This window comes from Actinomyces oricola, assembly GCF_004104015.1.
Taxonomy (GTDB): Bacteria; Actinomycetota; Actinomycetes; order Actinomycetales; family Actinomycetaceae; genus Actinomyces; species Actinomyces oricola.
The window spans coordinates 14104-39262 of sequence record NZ_RYFV01000029.1 but is presented as its reverse complement, the minus strand read 5'-3'; the positions used below and the strand labels follow the sequence as shown (position 1 = coordinate 39262).

Genomic DNA, 25159 nt, shown 5'->3' with positions numbered 1-25159 from the left:
CCAGCACGCCCACCACCGGGTAGCGCACGCCCCTGCGGGCTCTGGGGTCGGATACCTTGGCCAGGACATCGAGCAGACTCTGGCGCGACAGGACCTCGATGGGGCAGGATGGCATAGCGGCGTGGCCGAGGGTGTCAGATGGTTTGTGTAAGGGGGTGTGATCTGAGCGGAAAGGAGACGAGACTGTGAGTGTGAGCGTGGATGAGGAGCGGGCTGAGGCTCGCAGGCGGCAACGTCAGGTTGCAGAGGAGCTCAAGGCGTCTGGGGCGTTGGATGGGATCTTCGCTCAGATGGATGCTGGCACCCCGTTGACAGGCGATGATGGTCTGTTGTCGGGGGTGGTCAAGGCGGCCTTGGAACGGGGTCTGGAGACCGAGCTGAGCGAGCATCTGGGCTACGACAAGGGCGACCCGGACGCGGCTGCCTATCCCAACTCCCGTAACGGCACGAGTCCCAAGACGATCGGAACCGAGGTCGGGGATGTGGACCTGGACATCCCTCGGGACCGTGCCGGGACCTTCACCCCGATGCTGGTGCCCAAGGGCCAGCGGCGCCTCGATGGTCTGGACGGGATGATCATCAGTCTGTATGCCGGGGGCATGACGGTGCGCGATATCCAGCACCATCTGGCTGTCACGATCGGCACTGAGTTGAGTCATGAGACGATCTCCAAGATCACCGATCAGATCGGCCAGGAGGTCCTGGCCTGGCAGCACCGGCCCTTGGAGGCTCTCTATCCGGTGATCTACTTGGACGCCATCACCGTCAAGATCCGCGATGGCGCCCATGTGATCAACAAGGCCGCTTATATCGCCATCGGGGTGGACATGGATGGGATCAAGCATGTCCTGGGCATCTGGGTCCAGACCCACGAGGGAGCCAAGTTCTGGGCGGGAGTGTGCGCTGAGCTGGCCAATAGGGGCATCAAGGACGTGCTGATCGTGTGCTGCGATGGGTTGACGGGCCTGCCCGAGGCGATCGAGGCGACCTGGCCCCAGGCCACGGTCCAGACCTGCGTGGTCCATCTGATCCGGGCGTCCACCAGGTTTGTGTCCTACAAGGATCGCAAGGCCGTGTGCGCCGCTTTGAAGCCGGTCTACCAGGCCGCCACCGAGGAGGAGGCCTTGGAGGCCCTGGAGGCTTTCGAGGCCAGTGAGCTGGGGCAGCGCTACCCGGCGGCGGTCAAGACCTTCACCGATGCCTGGGAGCGGTTCACGCCTTTCTTGGCCTTCCCCCCGATGCTGCGGCGGGTGATCTACACCACTAACAGTATTGAGTCGTTGAACTACCAGTTGCGCAAGGTCACCAAGAACCGGGGCCACTTCCCCACCGACGAGGCCGCCGTCAAGCTGCTGTGGCTGGCGATCTGCAACATCGAAGACAAGCGAGCCCGAGAGCGCCAAAAGGACAAAGGACTACCAGCCAACAAGCGACGAGCCCCGGGGCGACTCGTCGAGGGAGCCGTGACCACCAACTGGAAACAAGCCCTCCAACAACTCGCCCTGGCCTACCCCGAACGCATCAACCCCCACCTGTAACCCACACCACTTACACAAAAAAACTTGACAGGCCCGCGTGGCCTCACCTTCGAGGAATGCAGGACTGTTTAAGCACTATCCATCATCTCCCAAGCAGGCCACGCCGCAACCCCCGCACCCCCAGAACCCGCCATCACCCCAGGCCAGCCCCACAACAAACGACTTTGCCGAGCCCCTGGCGTTCCTGCGCACGCGTCGCCAGCGCCACCACTACGAACAACGGCTGGAACGATGGACGCACGAGCGCGCAGTACAACAGGAGCGATTACGGATCGCCCGTGACCTGCACGACCTCGCCTCCCATGGTCTGGGCACGATGACCGTCCGCGCCGCGACCGCCAAGCTCACCGACGACCAGGACGAGCGCTTGCTGGCGTTGGACGATATCGAACGGATCGGCAGGGCCTCCACCGCCGAGCTGCGCCGAATGCTGTCCATCCTCCGCGACCCGGAGGCCCGCAGCAATGCTCCGATGCGTCCGGCTGACACATTGGAGCAACTGCCGGGCATCATCGACACGGCCCGACGAGCAGGCATCGACGTAACTGTCGAACGAGGCGACCTGGGTGAGGTGCCTGCGGGCCTGCAAGTGACGATCTGCGCCATCGTTCGTGAAGCCCTCGCCAACACTGCACGCCACGCCGGAGCAACTACCGCGCGCATCATCCTCTCCCGGCACGCCGGCGGCATCCAAGTCGATGTGCGTGACGACGGCCCCTCACCCGGTTGGCGTCCCACCCCCGGTGCCGGGTACGGACTGGCGGGGCTGCGCGAACGGGTCGAACTCCACGACGGAACCCTCACCAGCGGCCCCTATGCGAAAGGGTTCCGCGTCACCGCCGACCTGTTCGAGGACAAGACGCCATGACCAACACCGACCGGGCCGCACCCGTCGCTCCGATCCGAGTCCTGCTTGTCGACGACGAGCCGCTTCTCCGACGGAGCCTGAGCATCGCCATTGCTCAGGAGCCCGACCTCGATGTCGTCGGTGAGGCCGGCACCGGCAGGCAGGCTGTCCAGCAAGTGGATCGACTACGCCCGGACGTTGTGCTGATGGATATCCGCATGCCCGACGGCAACGGCATCACCGCAACTCAGGAGATCACCCAGAACCCGGTGCACGCGGCTACGAAGGTAATCGTTCTGACGATGTTCGAGATGGACGATTACGTCTATGGCGCCCTCACCGCAGGTGCCAGCGCATTCCTCCTCAAAGACGCGACGCCGCAACAGCTCACCGACGCTATCCGCCGCGTCCACGCAGGAGAATCCTTGTTCGCGCCCCAGGTGCTCAACCGTCTCATCGAGCACTACGTCCAGCATCCGGTGAAGCGCTACGCCAAGCCGAATGCCGGCGGACTCACCGAACGCGAACGTGAAGTCCTCGCCCTCATCGCCAGCGGACTCTCAAACGACGAGATCACCGTGGCGCTGGCCGTCATGATCCACACGGTGAAGGCTCACATCGGCAGCCTCAAAGCGAAACTCCACGCCCGCGACCGCGCCCAACTCGTCATAGCCGCATACGAACAGGGCATCCGCTCGAACAGCCACTAAATGGCACGGCATCGCGCGTAGAACGCCGTCCCTCCTCTAATCTCCGTCATCTCGACCCCCACTTTGCAAGAGCAGCCACAGCCCCGACTTCATGCTCTTGGCCCCCCGAACTCCTACGACGTGACCGAACTGCACGGGTTCCGCCCTGCCGAGCACGCCGCATGGACGCTCACGATGCGCGACCGGGAGCACCCCGGCCGGGTGCTTAACCAGCCCGCCGCGATGGGGCTCGTCACCCTGTACGACGGCGACGACGCCCGCACTCAGGTCACCGAACAGGCGCGGCGGCCGACCACCGCGTGGAGCCCCGGCTGGCGTGGCGAGTCCGCGAACGACGCCTACCACCCCGGCCCGCGCCGAGCGATCGATTCGGCGTACTGCACACCGCTGTTGACAATGCCCCTGCCTGCCGTCGCCTGCGGGCAGCCGGTGAGGCACTCGACGGGCGCCGGCGGTTCGGAGTCCTGCAAACCCTTGACGACTGCGCCCCGACTGTTCGTGGTGGGCGGTGCCGCGATGGCGCTTGCCTAGGACGAAAGTCGAGTGACTCGCGACCTGGACGCCTTGTTCGTGCCCGCCCCCGAAGTGCGCCAGATCGCCGAGGCCATTTCAGTCTGTCCGTTCAATGGTCGCGGTGCGCGGGCCGGCCCAGTTCTTGAGAATCGACACGTCTACGTCCATGTGCCCGAGCACGGCGGTACCCGGCCAGTAACCGATCTTGGAGTAGTGCAGCACGATGACCTGGTGGCCGTGGTTGTAGCTAATGTCTGCGATCTCGGGATCGCAGCCCGCGGGCATCCCCTCCATAGTCAGCCGTTCAGGCAGATCGGCGAGAACCTCCTGGACGTACTTCAACGGTAGAGAGGTCGGCCTCGGGGAGGAAGTCCCTGTCGGTACCCCCGTCATCGGGGTCTCCCTCAGGGCGCGGGGTCGTGTTCGGTTTGATCGCGGGCTAGGGCGAAAGGCGCACGGCATGAGCCTCCTCACGAGAGCATCCCTGGCGAAGCGGGACTCACCGTCAGTGGCCGCCCACCTGCAGGCGCGTCGATCAGACCGCACCTCGGTCCGGCCGCGGGCGTGAGCGATCACACTGCATCGATAGCAGCCAGTCCAGTCGCCCTGCGACTCGGCCCTCACCGCCAAGATCCCGCCGCGCCACGAAGACGCCCTCCGCGGGCGATCCAGTCTCGTCGACGTCGTTGACACAACGTTGGGCGCGGCGATACCATATGACGCGTTATTCGTTCATGAATAAACATGCGAGGAGTGATCATGTCGAAGGAGACGAAGTACTCAACCATCGCTGAGGAGGTGCTCAGCGCCGTGGGGGGAGCGGCCAATGTGAGCTCTCTGATGCACTGCGCCACACGGCTCAGATTCGTGCTGGTTGACGAAGCCCGGGCGGACCTGGACGCGATCAAGGCCGTGCGCGGAGTGATGGGAGTGACGCGAAGCGGCGGTCAGACCCAAGTCATCATCGGGACGGATGTACCCGAGGTGTATGCGGCCATTCAGGGCCTCGGAGTCACCGGTGAGTCCAGTTCCGGGGCTGACGAAGGTGGGAAGAAGGGGCTGACGAAGGTATTCGACATTATTGCGGGCGTTTTCACCCCGATCATCTTCGCGCTGGCCGGCGCCGGGATGCTCAAGGGGCTCCTAATACTCGCAACGACCGCAGGGTGGTTGTCGACCGAATCCGGAACGTACACGATCCTGTACGCCGCCGCCGACGGCTTCTTCTACTTCCTCCCCCTGATGCTCGCCGCAACTTCGGCGAAGAAGTTCAACGCTGATCGCTTCGTAGCCATGGGCATCGCCGCCGCGCTGGTCTATCCGGCGCTGGTGTCGGCGTTCGATGCCGGGACCGAACTCGATTTCCTGGGTATCCCTGTCGTGCTCACGTCCTACGCCAATTCGGTGATCCCAATCATTCTTGCCGTGGCAGTCCAGGGACAGCTCGAGAGATTGCTCAAGAGGTTCATTCCCTCTATTCTGAATGTCCTCGTCCCCCTGATCACTCTGACCGTGATGGTGCCACTGACCCTGATCGTCATCGGGCCTGTCGCCACGTGGATCAGTTCGATTCTGGCACAGGGCTACACGGGCCTGGTGGCGTTGAACCCCACCATCGCCGGCTTCGTCCTCGGTGCGGCCTGGCCGCTGGTAGTGATGTTCGGCCTGCACTACGGGTTCGTCCCCATCGTATTCAATAACCTTGCGACGCACGGGCGTGACACGCTCTTCACCATCACCGGCCCCCACAATATGGCCCAATCAGGGGCGGCATTCGGTGTTTTCTTGAAGACGAAGAACAAGGAACTCAAACAGCTCGCCGGTTCGACCTCCATCACCGGTCTCGTGGCCGGAGTCACCGAGCCCGCGATCTATGGCGTCAACCTGAAGTACAAGCGCCCCTTCTTCATTGGAGCCGCCTTCTCCGGGATCGCCGGGGCGATCACCGCCACAGTCGGTGCCGGGTCGAGTGCTCTCGTTGGTACGGCGCTGCTGACACTGCCCGCATACATCGGGGTCGGTTTCGTCGGCTTCCTCGTTGCCTGCGCGATTGCCTTCCTCGGATCGGCCATCGTGACCTACCTCTTCGGCTTCAGCGATTCCATGCTGGAGATGCCGGCGACTACAACCGAAGACCCGTCGGCGAGGAGTGCCGGTGAACTCGCGGCGCCGGTCTCCGGACGCGTCGTGGATCTCGGCGACGTCGCCGATCCCGCGTTCGCCGAGGGTTCGCTGGGACGAGGGGTCGCCATTGCGCCGACCGCCGGCCCCGTGGTCTCTCCCGTGGATGGCGAGGTCACCATGGTCTACCCGACGGGGCACGCATTTGGGGTGCGCACCGCCTCCGGCGCCGAGATCCTGGTTCACATCGGTTTCGATACGGTACAACTCAAGGGGGACGGCTTCAGCGTTCTGGCGGCCAAGGGAGATCGCGTGCGCGTCGGAACACCCATTGTCGACGTGGATCTCGATGCCTTGTTGCGTCAGGGGATTGATATGACCACGTGCATGGTCGTGGCGGGCAGCACGACGGGGGAGCCGGTGGATATCGGAGCGAATGCTGTCGCCGGTCAGAGCATTGTTTTCACCTCAAAAGCAACAGCAGGGCGGGAGTGATCCGTGAATCTCAGCGTTGACGGCCGGCGCCGAATTCTCCTGCGCGACGGCTCGCCCTGGTTCTACCTGGCCGATACCGTGTGGAGCGCCTTCACCAATCCTACCGATAGAGAATGGGAGGAGTTTCTGCGCCTGCGGCGCGAACAAGGGTTCGCCGCCCTGCAGATCAATGTGCTTCCACAGTGGGATCGCTCGATACTCGCCCATGAACCCAGCCCGTATCGGCGCCTCAGCACTGGTCGATACGAGTGGTCACAACCGCGGGCCGAGTACTGGGAACGGGCGCGGGCGCGTTGCGCATCCGCAAGGGATGCCGGTTTCGTGCTGGCATTGGTGGGATTGTGGGCGAACTACGTGCCGAACACCTGGGCCAGCGGCATCCAGGACCGCGACGTCATGCCCTTCGCCCAGGTCCGCCCTTACGGGGAGTTCTTGCACGAGACCTTTGCTGAATATGACCCGATCTGGGTTGTCGGTGGCGACACGGACATTGCCCATGCGGACACATCGGCGTACTACGTCGAACTCAGTGATGTGTTACGCGCGCGAAGCGCGCACCTGCTTCAGACTATCCACATGCGGCGCGCGGATACAGGCATCCCTGACGCACTGGCTGATCGACTCGACTTCCTCATGTACCAGTCGGGGCATAACCCCACGGCCCAGGAAGCCGCCTATGAGATTCCCGCAGAGCTGTCGAGACGATTCGAGGGCAAACCCATTATCAACGCCGAGCCCTGCTATGAGCACATGGGCTTCAGCCGTCGCGCATACGGCCGGTTCTCCCGTGCTGACGTTCGCCGGGCCGGATGGACCTCTGTATTAGCGGGGGCCCACGCGGGTTTGACCTACGGGGCGCACGGCGTCTGGAACTGGCACCGTTTTGGCGCAACTGTTGATCCGGCACTGGGGGAGGGGTTCGACGAGGCGCTCCCGGCAACCCGTGCCCTGGGGCTGCCGGGAGCGTGGGACTACGGTGTGCTCCGCGAACGGATCGAGCCTTTACTGGGGGCCGCGCTGACGCCTCGCGCCGACCTTCTGGTCAACGCTGATCCTGCGATCGCATGCGCGAGCGCGGGGGATGAAATGCTGATCTACTTGCCCACTGCCACCCATGTCACGGTTTCAAGCGATCTTACTGGATGTCGCGTCCGTGCAGTGTCTCTGGCTACCGGGCAAATAGCCCACCCGGAGGTGCGTGTCTCCGAAGGGCGGAGCACCATCAGGATGGTCTCCCTGACTGGCGACCTTCTACTGAGCGTCCGGATGCGGAATCCAGCAACTCCGCCACTGAGCGCGGCAGACTCGTCCTGACCCGCAAGGACCACCCGCGCCCCCGATACGGGTCTTTCGGACTCGTCGACGAGCGGATGCCCGCCTCCACACGTGGAGGCGGGCATCCGCTGCTCACCGGCGACATGACTTCTCCTGCTGATGGCGACCTATGAACTGGTAGTGCGCCCCAGGGCCAGCCGGATGGGAATAACGTTGCGGACATGGACCGACAACGCGAGGTGGGCGAGTTCCTGCGCAGCAGGCGCGATCGCATCACCCCTGAGCAGGCCGGCATCATTGGCGGTGGGCGCCGCCGCGTGCCGGGGCTGCGGCGCGAGGAAGTCGCCCTCATGGCGGGGGTGAGTGTGGATTACTACGCCAAGATTGAGCGCGGCGACCTCGGCGGGGTCTCCCTGGAGGTGCTGGACAACCTCGCCCGCGCCCTGCGCCTGGACGAGGCGGAGACTGATCACCTCCACGACCTGGTGCGGGCCGCCGCGCCGAGCGCGGTGCGACGTCGTCGCAAGTCGGCCGAGCAGACGCTGCGTCCCGGCCTGCAGCGATTCATCAACGCCGTCACCGGCGCCCCGCTGTGGGTGCGCGACCGCCGAATGACCTTCATGGCCGCCAACCCACTAGGGCGGGCCCTGTACGCACCGCTGTTGTCCGACCCGGTTAACCAGGACAACATCGCACGCTTCGTGTTCCTCAACCCGGCCGCACGCGCCTTCTTCGTGGACTGGGAACAGGGGGCGGACGACATAGTAGCCACCATGCGCGGCTATGCGGGCAAGCACCCCCACGACAAGGCCCTGACCGACCTGGTTGGCGAACTGGTCACCCGCAGCGAGGACTTCCGGCGGCGGTGGGCCGCGCACAACGTGCGCCATCACCGCTCTGGCGTCAAACGCATCCGCCACCCCGACGTCGGCGACCTGGAACTGACCTACGAGGCCATGGACCTGCCGGCCAGCCCGGACTGGTTCATGTTCGCCTGCACCGCTGAGCCGGCCAGTCCCACCCAGGAGCGGCTCGCGCTCCTGGGCAGCCTGGCAGCTACCTCCCAGGACGCAGCCAGGCACGCCCCGCCGCACTAGACGCACGACCTGTTCCTGGTGCCGTGACGCCGCTTGGGAACGCTCCCGGACCACCGCCGGACAGGCGCTCAACCGACGCCGCAAGAGGGGTGGGGCGAAGGGCAAGGTGAGTCCTACCCGAGCGGCTCCGGGTGACTTGTCGCTGGGGCGCACTATGGTTGCAGCTGCACGCTAGCGCCGCCCCGGCGCGTTAGTCCCACATCATCAAGGGAGCTGACTATGGGATGGACACCCACCGGCACTGGGCACGAACTCACCATCCAAGATGGCCGGATCGTCGCCCGCAACGCCAAGGGCAGGATCCTGGTCAATGTCCCCGCCAAGGTGAAGAAGACTGAAGCCTATGAGCAGCTTGATGATCTCCTCATCTTCCTGGCCGACCACGACGCCGAGGTAGGGGAGCAGGTCGAGCGCTGGCTCCTGCGCTCGCTGCCAGTGCCCACCACCCTGCTGGCTCAGGTGTGGGCCGATGAAACCTGGCGCTCCTGGCTCACAGATCTGGTCATAGCCACCGACGATGAGGACGATGAGGTTGTCGGGTTCCTTCGCGCCGCGGATGCAACAGGGCTCGGCGTCATTGATCTTAACGGCGAGAGTCAGCGCCTGAACCCGGCCGCCATTGTCCTGCCGCACCCCGTGCTCCTGGCCGACCTTGACGAACTGCGCGAGTTCGCCGCCGAGCTCGGCATAGAGCAGCGCTTTGACCAGCTCTTCCGGGAAGTGCACCGCAAGCCGGACCCGCTGCCAAAACCGGAGGCCAGTGAGTTGGACACCTGGTCCGGCGGCCACTTCGATCAACTCCGTTTCGCCGTGGGCAGGGCCCAGGGCGCCGGTTTCCGGGTTTTGGGCGGCTACGCCGCCACCACCATCCATGAGGGGGACCAGGAGGTGACCGCCCGCTACTGGATCGGCGCGGACTACCCCGATGAGCCCACCGAGACAGGTCTTCTGCACTGGGTGCAAGCTAATGAGGTGCTGTCCTTGAAGCAGGTGGGCCCTGTGGCCTACTCAGAAGGAGTGCGCATGGCCAACCGCATCTACGCCGGTCGCAAGGTTGAGAAGGAGGAGCGGTGAGCTACGACAACGCCGCCATTGTCGCCCAAGGAGGGGTCGCCGCCGGACCGGTCGCGGGTGCAGTGCCTCTGCTCGCCCGCGCCTACACCCACCCGGTCCTGGAGGATCGCACAGTGGTGCGGCTCGTCCACGAACCTTTGCGGGAGGTTGAGGACCTGTCCTTGGCGGTCCTGGGAATGACGCCGGCCGGGGAGGAGCCAGTCGGCTACGCCCGCCCGCGCGCCGTCGGCTTCCCCGCCTGGCCGATCATCCACGACCCCGCCAACGCCAGGCACGCCCTCAACCTTGTCGCCGAGCTCAAACGCGCCGCCAAGCTGGCTCGCGTCAAGCTCAGGCCCGCCAAGGACCTCATTGACGACCTCGCCGCGCGCCTGGGCGCCAGCGCCCCACACTTCCTGCCCACCTTCCTGGAGGAGGCCGCCCGCGTTTTCCTGGCGGTGGGCAACGCCTCCTACGCCGCCCAGTCCTTCTCCAAGGCCCGCCAGGCCGAGCGCACCTACGCCCTGCCAGTGGACGAAGAGCGCCACCGCGCCGTCCTCCTGGAGTTCGCCCTAGCCGGGGCGTTGAACGCCAAGGAGTTGACCAACGAGTCCAAGTCCCTCCTGGAGCGCGTCAGCGCCCAGGACGCCCTGGAGCTGTTCATCCGCCTGAACGTGGACCGGGTCCGTGGTGGCCTGCCCCCCTATGCGGGCATGTCCACCGACCTGCGCCGCCTCATTAGGGCGGCCGGGGCCGACCGGGCCGCCACTGAGGCGGGGCTGTTGGTGGACCTGCTCGGCGCTCCCGCCCTGGCGCAGGCACCCATGACCTTCTGGAAGACCTACCTGCGGACCTTGAAGGCCCTGGGCAGGCAGAGCAAGGAAACACGGGCTGCCCTGGCCGCCATGGTTCCCGAACACGTCCCCGTCGATGACTGGGTCGGTGTCCTGGAGGCCACCGGCGTCGCCGATGCTCTGCGCTCGGGTGAGATTGACGCACGTGACTGGGTTACCCGCTACGTGCGCCGCCGCTGCGCGGCCTGGGATTCCGGCTACCCCCGCAAGCTGTCCCTGCTCGTGCGCGAACTTCCGGGTCTGACCGGGGTCGGCATCTCCTTGCACCGCCCTGAACCTGAGCTCGTTGACGCCCTCCTGAGCGCCGGGATGAGTGTGACCCTGGAGGTAACGTGGAGTTCGGCGCTGAGCATGGACAACTGGGCGGAGCAGGACACGCGGCCCGGTCTGGAGGTTCTAGCGGCCTCCGAGCATGCCGAGGCCGCCGCACGTGGTGTAGGAGACATTATCGGCTCCTCCTTGAACAAGCTCCTGGAGCACGCCGGCACCCGTTCGCTGCTGCACACCTGGGCGCGCAGTCGCTTGACCGACACCTCCACCCTCCTGGAGGTTGAGGCGGAGTACGAGCGCCTGGAGGATCTGTGGACCCCACGGGGGATTGACGAGCTCGGCGAGGAACTGGACCAGTTCACCGCCCACTGTGACGGTGACGAACTCCTGGCGACGGCCCTGCGCGGCGGCCTGCTCACCGAGCTGACGTGGCCGACCCTGGAGGCGGTGTCCGCCAGGCTTCAAGCCGAGGCGGGCACAGGTGGCGGACAGGAGAAGACCCAGGCCCCGAAGATCACGTTCCACGAGGCCTGGCCCGCCGTCGGCGTCGCCTGCGCCGGTACTGTTGTATGGGTCGACGGGGATAAGGAGGTCGCCACCGCCTCCTTCGCCCCGCCCAAGGGCGTCAATCCGGAGGACTGGAAGTACACGCTCATTAACGGCGTCACGGGCTGCCTGTTCAATACCGCCAACTACGACGGTTACAGCATGATCTGGTCCAATGACCCGGGCACCATCCACGATCAGGGGTGGTTCTATCCCGGTAGGGGCCGCACCCTGAGCTTCCCAGTGCCCGAAGGCAGGCTCACCGAACAGGGGCTCCAGCGCATTGGGGACTCCCAGCCCCTCTTCGACACCGGTCAGCTCTTCCACGACGGCCGGGGGTTCTGGCGCGAGGCGGAGGACACCCTGGAGGAGGTCGACCCGGACACGGGCCACCCCGGCCGCCGCTCCCTGCCCACCCGCATGGCCGAACTCATTGAGCCCCACCTGCGCGAGGGCTACGCACTCGACCCCGATCTGACCTTCTGGATGCCGACGCTTCCCACCACCGAGGGCTCGCTCCTGGGCGCCGCCGAGGGCCTCCACACCTGGGTGGCCATGCACGACGCGGACACTCGACGTTTTCTTGACCTGTCCGGCCGGGTCCTGACAAGCAACTCTCTGTCCCCCGCATACGGGCGCCTGGAGCGACCGGGGGGAGGAACCTGGATAGACTCGCCGAGAGGCTTGGCATTAGAGGCCGATGGCGCCTTCTCCGACCTGGCACCAACCCTCGACGCCGGAGGCCGGCTCCACCTGCTCCACCACCTGCCGCAGTCCGGCTGGCACCAGCTGCGGGTACGTGACGCAGCGGTGAGTGCGCGCCTGCGGGCCATGACGCCCGCCGACGTCGCTGGGCTGCTCGAGGCCGCCCCGTCGGCCCCTCACGCGGAAACCGGCCACTACTTCACCAATGAGCCCTACGGCGAGGAATGGACCGACCTCATCACCCCTGAGGCCAGGGGCACGGCCGAACGCCTCCTGGGCACCACCGACCCGGCACTGGTCGACGCCGTGGTCTGGCTCGCCGCCCGCGTCAAGCGACTAGTCGCCGACGTCAACGCCGCCCGCGCCCGGGCGCAGTCGCGCCAACCCATCGGCACTTTCGGGACCTGGGCGCCCAACGTCAAGACGATCTCGTGGACCGGGCGGGGCTTCTACCAGGACCAGGACCTGTCGCGTTCAGCGCTCATGGCCTACGGGGACAGGCTCAACGTGGCGACCTCGCAGGAGCCCCGCGCGGAGGATGACCAGGACCAGCTGTGCTACTTAGGGGACAACGTTCTTGTGGCGATCACCCACCCCGAGGTGCTCCTGGTCTGCGCCGCCGCCCCAATGCACTCCGTGGCTGAGGTGTGCGGGTCGGCCGGCCTCCTGGGGGCCATTGTCGACTCCGGCATGTGCACGCCCCTGACCCGCACCTACAGCTTCTCCCAAAGCCTCAACGGGCACTACAACATAGGGGATGTAGTGGGGCCGCCCGCCGCGCCGGGGGTCATTGTGGACCGGACCTGGAAGGCGGAGGAGTACCGGACCACAGTGCTCACCGTGTCCGGGACGGTGCCCGACAGCATTGATTCGTGCCCGACCACTGCGGGCTGGGGCGCCTCCGGAGTGGGGGCGCGCGACGTTGTCGCCGCCTTTGAACGGCTCCTGACCGCCGGCCCACCGTCCTGGGACCGTGAGCGTGCCGAACGGCTGGCGGAGGGGACCGGCTGGTCCTACGCGGCCGCAGCCCTGCTCATGGCATGCCGGCCCGGTATTGACGAGTGGAGCAGGAACTTCCTGCCCAAGGAGTTGCGCGCCCTCTTGGGGCTCAAGGTCGCCGAGGCCGACGCCGGCCGCCAGTTCCTGCGCGGGTTGGATACGGGCCTGCTCGTCTCCATGATCAGTGCCGGCGCCCGCGATCCCATGCAGGCGGTCGCTGAGGGCTTGGACGTCGAGGCCATGATCGCCTACTGGGCTGAGCACGCCGTGCACGGCCCGGACCTGGACGAGGAACTCTTCACCGAGATCGACACCCTGTGGCAGTTCGGGGAGGGCGCCCGCCAGTTGCACCACCTGCTGCGTGAAGGAGGGCAGGCGGACACGTCGGTGCCGGTCATGCTGTGGTTGGCGGCCCGCCTGCGGCGCGACGATCCCGCCCGCACCTGGTTGGCCGACCAGATGGAGGCCCACAAGCGGGCGGTGGGCACCGAGGCAGTCACCATGCATATTGGTACCGAGTGCCCCGTCCGCTCGGTTCTGGGGCTACCCGAGCGCACCCCGGGCGCATCGGCCACCCACACCAGTGGCGCCTGGACCGTGACCGGCTCCGATTACTATGACGAGGTCACGTGGAACCCGCAAGCGGTGACCGACTGGGAGGCTGAGAAGCTTCTTATTGCCGCTATCGGGGGGCCGGTTCAGGAGTTGCGCATTCGGGCGGACGCCGTCACAGGCACCTATGACGCCGTTATGCAGGACCTGCGGGTCGCGGGCGCCGGTTTCAACCAGGACCCGCTGGCCAGCGCCCCGGAGGTTGTGGACCAGGTGGTCGCCGAGTTGGGCCTGGACCAGGATCAGGCCCGCTACTGGCTCCAGATCCTCACCCTGGCCGACCCCACTGACGAGCACATACAGGAGTGGAACGACTGGGGCGCCGTGCGGCGCCAGGAGGTCGCGGCGGCCCTAGTTGAGCGGGGCCTGTTGGTGGAGGCTCAGCGGGAGCGGTCCGGGCGCAACGTCTTCCTGCCCGGCGGCTGGCGGGAGGCGACGATCCCCAACCGCCCCATGGAGGTGTGGAAGGCCCCCCTGTATCACCTCGAGGACTACATTAGGGTCCGCTCTCCCCTGGGCGCGGTGGTGGCCCAGGAGCCCCTGGGGACGCTGTTCACCAGGGCTTGGGAGCGCTACCGCAGTGGAGACGTCCCCGCCTACGTCGAGTTGCGGACCGAGCGCAGGAGGAGGCGCTAATGGCACGCCAAGCGGCACGTTCGGCGAAGAAGCCGTCCGGTTCCTCCCGGGGCGCAGCTCCGGGGCCCGACCCGCAAGAGGCTCCCGACCAGGGGGCGGCTCCAGGTCTCCAGCAGGTCCCCCCGCCGGAAGACCTCTACGCTGAGGAACTGGCGCGCCTGGAAGCCGTGCCCGGGGCGCGCCCGCCGGGCTGGCGGCTCACCCCTGCCGGAGTTGTCGCCTTCGTGTGCGGCTCTGAGTCCCTGCACGTGACCCGCAAGTTCGTTGGGGACGTCTCCTTGGTGGAGCGGTGCGTGGTCACTCTGGCGGGGGAGCGGGCTCTGCTGCTTGTGGGCGAGCCGGGCACCGCCAAGTCCATGCTCTCCGAGCTGCTGGCCGCCGCCGTGTGCGGCACCAGTGCCCTGACCGTCCAGGGCAGTGCCGGCACCACCGAGGACCAGCTGCGGTACGGCTGGAACTACGCCCAGCTCCTGGCCCAGGGGCCCAGCCGCTCGGCACTGGTGCCCTCCCCGGTCATGGCGGCCATGAGCACCGGCCGGGTGGCGCGCGTGGAAGAGATCACCCGCTGTCTGCCCGAGGTTCAAGACGCCCTGGTCCCGGTCCTCTCCGAACGGCGCCTGTCCGTGCCCGAGCTGGGGGACTACCAGGTCTCCGCCCGCCCCGGGTTCTGCGTTATCGCCACCGCCAACCTGCGTGACCGGGGCGTGTCTGAGATGAGCGCCGCTCTCAAGCGCCGCTTCAACTTCGAGGCGGTAGAGCCCATTGCCGACGCCGATGCGGAAGTCTCCCTGGTCACCGAGCGCACCCGGCGGGCTTTGACGGCCGCCGGGGCGCCCGCCAGTGTTGATGAGGTAGTCGTCCAGACCCTGGTAACGGCCTTCCGGGACCTGCGCAGCGGGGTCAGCCAAGAGGGCTGGGCCGTGGAGCGGCCCTCTACGGTGCTGTCCACCGCTGAGGCCGTGGCCATCTCTGGATCCATTGCCCTGGCCGGCGCCTTTTTCCCGCACGCCCGCGACGGGGTGCGCCTCATTCCCGGCCAGCTCCTGGGCGCAGTGCGCAAAGACGACCCCGACGACGGCACCCGGCTCTTGGCCTATTGGGACTCGGTGATTAAGCGGCGCGCCGAGCAGGGACAACACACCTGGGTGCAGATGTGGGAGCAGCGCCACGTCTTGGACGCATGAAGGAGAGCCCCCAGGCCCCGCCGGGCCTGAACGAGAACAACGAGAACAACGGGGACAACGAGGACAACGGGGACAACGAGGACGCTGGCGCCGCCGGGGCGGCCGGGCCGACCGTCCCCGACCCGCGGGCGTCAGTGACCGCCCTGGCCGCTAGCCGGGAGCCCTACCTCATCGGTGTGCGCCACCATTCGCCGGCGCTGGCCGCCGTACTGCCGGCCCTGCTCCAGGAATCCGACCCGCAGGTGCTCGCCATTGAGCTGCCCGCCCAGGCGGCCACGTGGCTGCCCTGGCTGACTCACCCCAGGGCCAGGGCGCCCCTGGCCCTGGCCTTCAGCCAGGGCGGGGACCTGGCCTTCTACCCCTTCGCCGACTTCTCCCCCGAACTGGTCGCCCTGCGTTGGGCGCGCGAGCGGGGAGTGCCGGTGGTGTGCATCGACCGGCCGATGGGGCAGGGCCGTGCCGGCGCAGGGGGCAACGACTCCGGCGACGACGCCCCTAAGGGGCCCGCCTCCGGCCCTGGAGGCGGGCCGGACCCCGACGGGATCACCGAGCGGGCGGAGGCGGAGGAACCGGAGTCGCTGTGGAGTCGGGCCCTGGCCACCAGGGCCCGGGCCGGCGCCCACGACACCGACGAGACCTGGGACCGGCTCGTCGAGGCGGTGAGCCCGGGCGCGACACCGGAGCAGCTGCGCGTGGCCGCCCTGGCTCACGGTTGGGCCCTGCGGCGCGCCACCGGACCCATTGACGAGGACACCGCTGAGCGTGAGACCAGCATGCGCGCGACCATTGCCACTGAGCTCGCCGCCGGCAGACGCGTCACCGCCCTGGTGGGGGCCTTCCACACCCCCGCCTTGCTGGGCATCGGCCCCAGCACGGCGCGGGCCGCTCACCGCCAGGAGCGCCTCTGGGAGCCGGACGGGACCCCGCCCGCGCAACCGCCCAACCGGAACGCGAACGGGGAGACCGCCGGTGGGCGGGACCGGGTGCCCGGCTGCGTGGTCGGCTACTCCTTCGCCCAGCTTGATGCCCGCTCCGGTTACCCCGCGGGAATCCGCGACCCCGGCTGGCAGCAGGCGGTCATGGAGTCCGGCCTGGACCCCGCGCGCCTGAAGGCGGCCACCACCGCCATTGTCACCTCAATCACCCGGGCCCTGCGCGCCGCCGGCCACCCGGCCGGGCCGGGGGAGGCCGCCGAGACCGTGCGCGTGGCCTGCGACCTGGCCACCTTGCGCCACCTGGCCGCACCTTCACGACGTGAGCTCATTGAAGCCGCCACCACGGTCCTGGCTCAAGGCGAGGTGCTGGGGCGCGGCCAGATCGTCGCCTGCGCCCTGGAACAAGTACTCATCGGTCAAAAGGCCGGGGCGGTCGCCCCCGGCACCCCTGTCTCGGCGCTGCGCGCCACCGTCCGCCAGGAACTGGAGGCCCTTGACCTGCCACTGGGACAGTCCGCCGCCCTGTCCCTGGCTCCCCTGCGCGGCGGGAACGACTTGGAACGCCACGTTCTCCTGCACCGCCTGCGCACCGGCGCCATCCGCTACGCCGACCTGGAGCAGGCCCAGGCCTGGCGCGGTGCCGAGACCGTGACCGAAACCTGGCACCTGGACTGGTCGGCGGCCACCGACGCCAGCATAGAGCTGGCCGCCGCCAGGGGTCTGACCCCGCTCCAGGTCGCCACCACCGCCCTCATGACCCGCACCATCCAGGACGCCGCCCAACTCGGTCAGCTCCTGACCGACGCCGCGCACTGCGCCTGCGGCCCGGCCCTGGAGCGCGCCCTGGAGGGCACCGCAAGGCTCGCGTCCACGGCCGGCTTCCGTGAGGCGGTCGCCCTGAGCACCGTCCTGGCCGACATCGCCCGGGCCCGCCTGCCCGGCGCCGCGCTCGTAGACCCGGCCCTGCGCGCGCGTGCCGCCGCCCTGCGCGAAGAGCTCACCAGTGCCGCCCTGCGCGAGTTGCGAGGGCTGCACGGCTCCGACGACCCGGCCGATGCCGCCGCCCTGGCCGCTTTCGCGGCCTTGGCCACCGCCCACGAGCTGAGTCTGGCCCACGCCCTGAGCGAGCTCGTCGCGCAGGGCTCGCCCCTCATGCAGGGCGCCGCCGCCGGGCTGCTGCTCGATGAGCATGGCGCCCCGGGGCGCATCGCCTCCTGGCTGGCCGCCCCCACCATTGAGTCCCGCCGGGCCCTGCGGCGGCGCCTGTCCGGCCTGCTCCTGACCGCCGGCCCCCGCTTCGACACCGCACCGGCGACCCTGGCCCTCATTGACGAGGTCGGGGCTCTCAACGACGACACCTTCGTCACCGTCCTGCCGGCCCTGCGCGGCGGCTTCGACATCCTGGACCCGCAGACGCGGCAGGAGATGCTGCGGGACCTGGCCCACCTTCTGGGCCCGGCGGGGGATCTGGTCTCCAGCCCCGAACAGGCCGTTGCCGCCGCCCAGTACGACACCCGGGCCCGGGGCCGCCTGGCCGCCCTGGGCCTGGCCGATCTCGCCTTCAGCCCGGCTCAGCGCTGGCGCCTGATCCTGGGCGAGGAGCGCCAGTGCCTATCACCCCAAGGGCGCCGCCTGGCCTCGGCACTTGACGAACTCTACGGGCGGCCGGCGGCCGACGCCCTGGACGAAGGGCAGCGCAGGGCCGGGACGGGCCCGTCCCAGCTCGGGGCGCGCCAGTGGCGCGGCGAAATCGAGGCCCTTTTCGGCGCCGGCGAGGTTCAGGAGATCCTTGGCCAGGCCGTTGAGAAGGGCCGCACTGACGTCCTGGAGCAGCTCGACCCGGACTCGGTCCGCCCCTCTGTGGAGCTGCTGACCACTGCCCTGTCCTTAACCGGGGCCCTCCCGGAGTCCCGGCTGGCCCGCCTGCGCCCCCTGGTGGCGCGGCTCGTCGCCGCCTTAACCGAGCAGCTGGCCATACGCCTAAGGCCCGCCCTCACCGGCCTGGTGGGCGCCCGACCCACCAGGCGCCGGGTCGGGCGCCTGGACCTGGAGCGCACCCTGCGGACCAACCTCGGCCATGTCGCCACCCTGGAGGGACGCCCCCAGGTGATCCCCGTCCATCCGGTTTTCCGCCGGCCGGCAGCCCGGCAGGCCGACTGGCACCTCATTGTCGTCGTTGACGTGTCGGGATCCATGTCCCAGTCAGTGGTCTTCTCCGCCCTGACTGCCGCAATCCTGGCGGGGGTGGCCTGCCTGGAGGTCACTTTCCTGGCCTTCTCCACCTCCGTTATCGACTTCTCCGGGCAGGTGGACGACCCACTGGCCCTGCTACTGGAAGTTGAGGTCGGTGGCGGCACGGACATTGCCGGGGCCATGCGTGTGGCGCGCTCCCGGGTCAAGGTGCCCGGCCGAACCCTGTGCGCACTGGTGTCCGACTTCGAGGAGGCCGGGCCCACCGGCCCGCTCCTGGGCGAGGTGGAGGCGCTGCACGCCAGCGGTGTGCGCCTGCTGGGGTGCGCCGCCCTCAACGACGCCGGTGAAGGGGCCTACAACGTGGGGATCGCCCAGCAACTGGCGGGCGCCGGCATGAGGGTCGCCGCGCTCTCCCCTCTTGACCTGGCCCACTGGGTGGGCAGGGTGGTGCGCTCATGAGGATCGCCCCCGCCCTCCAAGCGCAGATCGTCAATGCGCTGGCCCCGCGCGTGCGCCGCCGGGTTGATGCCCTTTTGGCCACGCCCATTGAGATTGGTCCCACGGTGCGCCTGGGGACGGCCACTGTCACTATTGAGCCGGCCGAGGTCATTGACGACGGCGGACAGATCGTGTGCGATTGCCTGCTGGCCCCGGCCTGTGCTCACCGGGCCGTCGTGGCCCTGACGCTAGAGCCCGCCGTCGCCGAGGAGGACGTCCTCAGCGGGGACGGCGCCCAGGAGGGCGCTGAGGCGCGCGCCGAACCCGGCGCTCAGGCGGTGTCCGCCTCACAGTCCCCGACCGCCGTCGGCCCCGCGGACACCGCCAGCGCCCCGGAGGCCACGGGCCCGGACGGCGCTGAGGGCCTGCGGGGGGCAGAGCAGAAGGACGGCGCCACCCTGAGCCCCGCGCAGCGCGAAACCTGTGAAGCCGCCTTAGGGCACCTGGCCCAGGTCCTCCAGATCGGCGCCCACCGGGTGCCCGCGACGCTGCGCTCCGCCCTGGCCGGCGACATGCACCGCATGCGCGTGTACGGACTCGTCCTGGCGGACCGGGCCCTGACTGCTTTCGCCTCCAGCCTGGGGCCCGCCCCGCAGGACGCCCCGCAGGAGCGCATCGAAGCTCTGGGCACCCTCCTGCGCAACCTCCACGAGTTGGGGCTGGCCGACGCCGCGGGGATGGTCACCCCGGCCCTGCTGGGCCGGGCCCGGGGCGCCTACCATGACGTCGGCTCCCTCAAACTCACCCCCGTGGCCGCCGAGCCGGTGCTCACCGCCTCCGGATTCGGCGGCGTCCAGGTCACCTTCGTCGACGCCCGGGGTCGGGTGTGGACGCTCTCACGCGTGCGTCCCGGGGGACGTGAGATGGTCGCCGCCCAGTACGTGGCCGGTGAGCCCTGGGGGCAACTCAGTGCCGCCCCCAGGGCCCTGTCCCGCTGCACCCTGCTCTTGACGCGGGCCAGGGCGCGCGCTGATGGGCGTCTGGGGGGCGGCAGTCGGGTGCGGGTGGCCACGGGCGCGTCCTGGAGCGGCTGGGGGCACGCCCCGCCCGGATGGAGTCTCCTGCACGGTGAAATCACCGGCGGAGACCGCACGTCCCTGAGCGTGGAAGACACCACGGTGGCGCTGACCCCCGCCGCCCGCGCCCTGGGGGCGGGGCTGGCCACGGAGCTCTTCGGGCAGGCCCTGGGCGCCACGGTCACCTGTCTGGTGCGCCAGGCCGCCTCCGGACCCGAGCTCATGGGCATGACCGCGGGTCCCCCCATTGAGGTCCCCGACGACCTGAACGGCGTGTGGTGGCCGGGCCTGGACCGGGTGAGCCGCGACTGGGTGGGGCGACTGCCCACAGCCCCCCAGGAGCCCGCCTCGGACCCCGACCAATGGGCGGCCCCGGTGCCCTCGGTGCGCCAGGTGGCGCGGCGCTGGCTCGCCCGGGTGTGCGACGCCGGGCCCAGCGTCCTGTCCTCGCCCACCCTGGAGCGGGACGCGCGGTGGCTCCAGGCCGCCGGGGCGCCCTTCGCCTGCGAACTCCTTAGGGCGATGGCCGCTTCCTCACATGCCGGCCAGCGCCGCTTCGACGGGACCTGGCAGGCCGACCCGCGGGCACTGGCCACCGCCTGGCTGGCACTATCCCAGTACTGACCAGTAATTAACCAGTAACTAACCGGTGCTGACCAGTACTGATCAGTGCTGACCAGTGCTTGAGGCGCAGCCGGCCCGGGAAGCCGCCTGTCCGGGTCGCGGTGCCGGGGGAGTGGAGAGGGGCAAGAGAGTGTTAGGGTGGCCTCACCTTACATCGTCCGAGGCTCAGTGAATCCGAGGTCCCGCGTGCCGACTCCACACTCCCATCCGGCTGACGCGGTTGTGCGCGCCAGGCGCACCGCCCGCCGACTCCTGTCGGGAACCGGCAGCTCCACCGTCACCGCCTACCACCTCGATCCTCGCGCCCCGGCGCTGCTGGTCGCCCAGGCACTGACCAGCGATGGCCGGCTTCTCGTGGCCGCATGCCCGCCCGGGCGCAGCGCACTGGCTGCCGTCGGCGTCGAGAAGCCGGTGGACGTGCGTCTTGACGTCACCCTCGACGCCTCCGAGCCCGGGATCCGTATTACCGCCGCGACCGCCCACCTTCTAGGGCGGCTGAGTTGGCTGGCCGAGGACGTCGAGAGCCTGCTGAGCAGTGCGCGCGCCTCAACCTGCCACTGCGAGATCACTGGCGGCGACCCCTTCGAGCGCCTCGCCGCCGTCGCCTCCAGCCCCGGCGGGCGCTTGGGGCGCGTGAGGTTCGAGCGCGTCGTCGTCCACGACGTCACCGGGGTTTCCAGCCATTGGCTGCGTGAAATCCTCAACCCGGAGGGTTCGCCCCAGGACGGGAGGGCCCCCGGTGCCCCCGTGCAGGAGAGCCCCTTCGAGGTCTGGTCGCCGCTGCGGCTGCTCAGTGCCCATGAGGCGGTGCGCCGCGTCGGTGAGATCGACCTGCGCGCCGTGTGCGACGGCGTGCGCGAGGGGGGTGTGCCCGGTGTCGTGTGCGCCAGGCGGCCCACCGTTGGAGTCTGCCCCAGCCTGTGGGGACGCATCCTGTGCGTGGATGTCGATCCTCACGGCGTGACGCTCATGCATGTGGGCGGGCGTGAGACCACGACAATCCACGTCGCCTTTGAGCGGGTCCCCGCCACAGACCGCGAGATCACCGCCATTCTGGTTGACCTCGCCCAACGCTCGGCCCCGGCGCGCCCCTCGCGCATCTGACAGCCGGGGTCGGGGCAAGGGCTGTGGGCCCCACCCTTGTGGTGGGGCCCACAGCCGCGCCTTGCCGCCGAGAGGCTGCGGTTTCTTTTAAGGGCCTCAGCGGGCCTCGTAGGCCAGGCAGACGGCGTCCTCACCAATGGCGACGGCCTCGGCGGTGCACATGAGGTCCGTGTTGTGCACGCACTCCAGGCGCTGGCAGGCGCCCACGTGGCCCTCCGCCACGGGTAGGCCCCCGCGGGCGTCCAAGGTGATGAAGGTGCCGCAGGAGGCTGCGCCCTCACCACCTCCAACGGTGATGGCGAAGGCCGTGCAGCCCTCGCGGTTGTAGGCGCAAGCCTTGGTAGCGCAGGTGGAAACAGCGGTGACAGCAGCCATAATAGGAATCCTCTCGGAAGGAACCGGTGACCGCGCATCTGACAATTCCAAGGTAGGTCCGCCCCGTGGGACTCTCAACGAAGACAAGGCTAGCCTTGCTATTGAGGGGCACTTTTCGTTGAGATGCCAATGCTAATGGTGCCGGGCCCTGGCCGCGCGGCCCTACCGGGGACACGCGTCCCCGGAGCACATGCGCGCGGCCCGCCTTGGCTAATACGCCTGCGGCCCATGAGCCACCGGCGCCCGCGCGCCGAGCCCCCTCCACGCCATGGTCCGCCCGGCGATCCCGCGCGCCTCCGCGGCCAGATGGCCGGCGGACGAGGCGGCGGCGTTGTCGGGGTTGTCGGGATTGTCGGCGTTGTCGGGCTCACCGGCCCGGTGTTGTTCAGCTGTGCGCGGCGGCCACCGCCAGGCGCAGCGCGCCGTGGAAGCGGGTCTCGCGTTCGGCCGCGCTCATGTCCCCGGAATGGTCCAGCAGGTGGTCGGAGACTGTTAGGACTGCCAGCGCCTGTCCGCCAAGCTCGGCGGCCACGCCGTACAGGGCCGCAGCCTCCATCTCCACGGCCAGCACGCCGTAGCGCGCCAGGCGCTCGGTCTGCTGCTCGGGAGTGAAGTAGAAGTGGTCGCGCGAGATAATCGTGCCGACGTGGACGGTGCCATCCGGGGCGGCCTGCGCAGTCCGCGACGCCTGGTAGGCGGCCTGGACCAGGTGGAAATCGGCGACGGCGGAGAAGTTGACTCCCGGGATGCGCAGCTGGTTCATGGCCGAGTCGGTGTGGGCGCCAGTGGCCACCACGATGTCGCCGATCTTGACCTGCTTGGCAATTCCCCCGGCGGTCCCCACGCGGATAATGCGCTCAACCCCGAACTGGCTGAACAGCTCAGTGGCGTAAATGGTGCAGGAGGGCTGGCCCATGCCCGAACCCATGACTGACAGGGGCTTGCCGTCCACCGTGCCGGTGAAGCCCAGCATCCCGCGCACGTCGGTGACCAGGCGGGCATCGTCCATGAGCGTCTCGGCAATTCGCTGGGCGCGCCTGGGGTCCCCGGGCATGAGGACGGCGGGGGCGAAGTCTCCGGGCTCAGCATTAATGTGGGGTGTGGCCATGGTGGTCCTTTCAGGTGCGCGGGCGCCACATTGAGCCGCCCTGCCAGTAACCCGACTCAGTGTGGCACAAGGCGGGGCGGGCCGGTCAATGGCGCGGTTGGCGCGCGACGGTGGAGCGCACAAGAAACCAACACGCGACGAAGTCCCGAATAATGGGACAACATGAGCTGTTCCTTGGACAGGGGCTAGCGTTCGGGCAACCGATGCCTGTGGTCCCAACCTCAGGCGCGGGGCGCGGCTCCCCGCGCGCCCGCCCACCCACCTCGAAAGGCTCCCATGACCTCCTCGACCGGAGTCGACGACTCCGCGCAGACATCACAGCGCGAGCAGTGGAGCGGCCAGCTCGGATTCCTCGTGGCGGCCATTGGCTCCGCCGTTGGACTGGGCAATATCTGGCGCTTCCCCGGCGTCGCCTATGAGAACGGTGGCGGCGCCTTTATCGTGCCCTACACCATCGCCCTGCTGTGCGCCGGCATCCCCGTCCTCTTCCTCGACTACGCCCTGGGCCACCGCTTCCGCGGATCCGCCCCGGCGGTCTTCCGCCGCCTGTCCGAGAAGCTGGAGTGGCTGGGCTGGTTCCAGGTGCTCATCTGCTTCGTCATTATGACCTACTACGCCGTCGTCGTGGCCTGGGCGCTGCGCTACACGGTGTTCTCCGTCACTAAGGCCTGGGGTGACGACGCCAAGGGCTTCTTCAATAACTACATTGGCCTGGGCGAGATCTCCGCCGCCGGGGCGCCCGCCTACTCCGCCACCCCCGTGGCCGGAGTAATCATCCCCCTGCTCATTGTGTGGGTCTTCGGCCTGGTGACCATTGGCCTGGGCGTGAGCAAGGGCGTGGAGAAGGCCAATAAGATCTTCCTGCCCCTGCTCGTGATCATGTTCGCCGCCCTGGTGGTGCGCGCGCTCCTGCTGCCCGGCAGCGGCGAGGGCCTTGACGCCCTATTCACCCCCAAGTGGTCCGCCCTGGGAGACTACCGGGTGTGGATGGCGGCCTTCGGGCAGATTTTCTTCTCCCTGTCAGTGGCCTTCGGCATTATGCTCACCTACTCCTCCTACCTCAAGAAGCGCTCCAACCTGGTGGGCACCGGCCTGGTGGCCGGATTCGCGAACTCCTCTTTTGAGATCCTCGCCGGCATTGGTGTTTTCGCGACCCTGGGCTACATGGCCCACGTGGAGGGCGTGAACGTCAGCGAATTAGACGACATTGCCAGTGTGGGCCTGTCCTTCGTCACTTTCCCCACCGTCATCTCGCAAATGCCCGGAGGCGCCCTGTTCGGGGTCCTGTTCTTCGCCTCCTTCTCCATGGCGGGACTGACCTCCTTCATCTCCATTATCCAGGTGGTCGCCGCCGGCATCGGCGAGAAATTCAACCTCGACCCCATGCGGGCGTCCCTGGCCGTGGGCCTGCCCTCGGCGGCCCTGTCCTTCATCCTGTTCGGCACCAGCTCGGGCCTATACGACCTCGACGTGGTGGACGCCTTCATTAACAACATTGGCGTCGTGGGCTCAGCCATTGTCATGTGCGTGGCCGTGGGCTGGATCCTGCGCCGCACCGGCCTGCTGGCCCGCCACCTCAACGCGGTCTCGGAGTCCTCCATGGTGGGCCTGTGGTGGAAGGTGCTCATCGCCGGTGTTGTTCCACTGCTGCTCGGCTACATGTTCATTCAGACCTTCTGGTCCTACGCCACTGAGGGTTACGCCTACACCAAGAGCTTCGAGGCAGTCTTCGGCTGGGGCATGCTGCTCCTATGCGCAGTGGGCACCGCAGTGCTCACGCTCATCCCCTGGCGCACACCCGTAGACTCCTTTAAACCACTCGACCTGGACGAGCACGAGGAGGTGAAGTGA

Annotated in this window: 17 protein-coding genes; 14 read left to right on the top strand and 3 right to left on the bottom strand. The window is 68.2% G+C overall.

Translation table 11 applies throughout. The features are described 5' to 3' along the window. Positions 1-290: 290 nt before the first annotated feature. From EUC46_RS10740 to EUC46_RS10725, 4 genes are all read left to right on the top strand, one after another. A complete protein-coding gene (locus tag EUC46_RS10740) occupies positions 291-1538 on the top strand; it encodes an IS256 family transposase (RefSeq protein ID WP_241655538.1) in 1248 nt (415 codons plus the stop codon). A 37-nt stretch (positions 1539-1575) separates the two neighbouring features. Beyond that, the gene (locus tag EUC46_RS10735; RefSeq protein WP_128774157.1) at positions 1576-2406 is read left to right on the top strand and encodes a sensor histidine kinase; all 831 of its coding nucleotides are present in this window, start codon (positions 1576-1578) and stop codon (positions 2404-2406) included. Beyond that, entirely contained in the window at positions 2403-3095 is a 693-nt protein-coding gene (locus EUC46_RS10730) for a response regulator transcription factor (RefSeq protein ID WP_128774156.1), read from the top strand. The genes EUC46_RS10735 and EUC46_RS10730 overlap by 4 nt, the downstream gene beginning before the upstream one ends. A 120-nt stretch (positions 3096-3215) precedes the next feature. Next, positions 3216-3626, top strand: a complete 411-nt coding sequence (locus tag EUC46_RS10725; protein WP_128774155.1) for a hypothetical protein — start codon at positions 3216-3218, stop codon at positions 3624-3626. Positions 3627-3704: 78 nt separating this feature from the next. On the opposite strand, the gene EUC46_RS10720 is transcribed toward EUC46_RS10725, so the two are convergent. Then, positions 3705-3950, bottom strand: coding sequence for a cyclophilin-like fold protein (locus EUC46_RS10720; RefSeq protein ID WP_128774154.1), 246 nt, complete (start codon positions 3948-3950; stop codon positions 3705-3707). Positions 3951-4367: 417 nt separating this feature from the next. Between EUC46_RS10720 and EUC46_RS10715 the strand changes: the two genes are divergently transcribed. The 9 genes from EUC46_RS10715 (at position 4368) to EUC46_RS10675 (ending at position 21825) form a co-directional block, all read left to right on the top strand. After that, entirely contained in the window at positions 4368-6224 is a 1857-nt protein-coding gene (locus tag EUC46_RS10715) for a beta-glucoside-specific PTS transporter subunit IIABC (RefSeq protein ID WP_164918814.1), read from the top strand. 3 nt (positions 6225-6227) lie between these two features. Beyond that, the gene (locus EUC46_RS10710; RefSeq protein ID WP_128774152.1) at positions 6228-7538 is read left to right on the top strand and encodes a glycoside hydrolase family 140 protein; all 1311 of its coding nucleotides are present in this window, start codon (positions 6228-6230) and stop codon (positions 7536-7538) included. Positions 7539-7720: 182 nt separating this feature from the next. Continuing rightward, positions 7721-8596, top strand: a complete 876-nt coding sequence (locus EUC46_RS10705) for a helix-turn-helix domain-containing protein (protein WP_128774151.1) — start codon at positions 7721-7723, stop codon at positions 8594-8596. Positions 8597-8815: 219 nt separating this feature from the next. Continuing rightward, the gene (locus EUC46_RS10700) at positions 8816-9670 is read left to right on the top strand and encodes a DUF4132 domain-containing protein (protein WP_128774150.1); all 855 of its coding nucleotides are present in this window, start codon (positions 8816-8818) and stop codon (positions 9668-9670) included. Further along, positions 9667-14271 carry a hypothetical protein gene (locus EUC46_RS10695; RefSeq protein ID WP_128774149.1) on the top strand — a complete coding sequence of 1535 codons (4605 nt, stop codon included), beginning with the start codon at positions 9667-9669 and terminating at the stop codon, positions 14269-14271. The genes EUC46_RS10700 and EUC46_RS10695 overlap by 4 nt, the downstream gene beginning before the upstream one ends. Then, the gene (locus EUC46_RS10690) at positions 14271-15455 is read left to right on the top strand and encodes an AAA family ATPase (RefSeq protein WP_128774148.1); all 1185 of its coding nucleotides are present in this window, start codon (positions 14271-14273) and stop codon (positions 15453-15455) included. The genes EUC46_RS10695 and EUC46_RS10690 overlap by 1 nt, the downstream gene beginning before the upstream one ends. Beyond that, complete coding sequence (locus EUC46_RS10685; RefSeq protein ID WP_128774147.1) at positions 15452-19042, top strand: DUF5682 family protein; 3591 nt, start codon at positions 15452-15454, stop codon at positions 19040-19042. Before EUC46_RS10690 ends, EUC46_RS10685 begins: the two co-directional genes overlap by 4 nt. After that, positions 19039-20721: a hypothetical protein gene (locus EUC46_RS10680; protein WP_128774146.1), complete on the top strand. Its 1683-nt coding sequence runs from the start codon at positions 19039-19041 to the stop codon at positions 20719-20721. Before EUC46_RS10685 ends, EUC46_RS10680 begins: the two co-directional genes overlap by 4 nt. Positions 20722-20907: 186 nt before the next feature. Continuing rightward, complete coding sequence (locus EUC46_RS10675) at positions 20908-21825, top strand: hypothetical protein (protein WP_128774145.1); 918 nt, start codon at positions 20908-20910, stop codon at positions 21823-21825. 96 nt (positions 21826-21921) lie between these two features. Here the strand turns inward: EUC46_RS10675 and EUC46_RS10670 are convergent, their stop codons facing one another. Continuing rightward, on the bottom strand, positions 21922-22200 hold the full coding sequence (locus tag EUC46_RS10670) for a DUF1540 domain-containing protein (protein ID WP_128774144.1): 279 nt from the start codon (positions 22198-22200) through the stop codon (positions 21922-21924). A gap of 385 nt (positions 22201-22585) precedes the next feature. Then, positions 22586-23308 carry a purine-nucleoside phosphorylase gene (deoD, locus tag EUC46_RS10665; RefSeq protein WP_128774143.1) on the bottom strand — a complete coding sequence of 241 codons (723 nt, stop codon included), beginning with the start codon at positions 23306-23308 and terminating at the stop codon, positions 22586-22588. Between the two features lie 276 nt (positions 23309-23584). Here deoD and EUC46_RS10660 point away from each other — a divergent pair, with 276 nt between their 5' ends. Next, positions 23585-25159: a sodium-dependent transporter gene (locus tag EUC46_RS10660; RefSeq protein WP_128774142.1), complete on the top strand. Its 1575-nt coding sequence runs from the start codon at positions 23585-23587 to the stop codon at positions 25157-25159.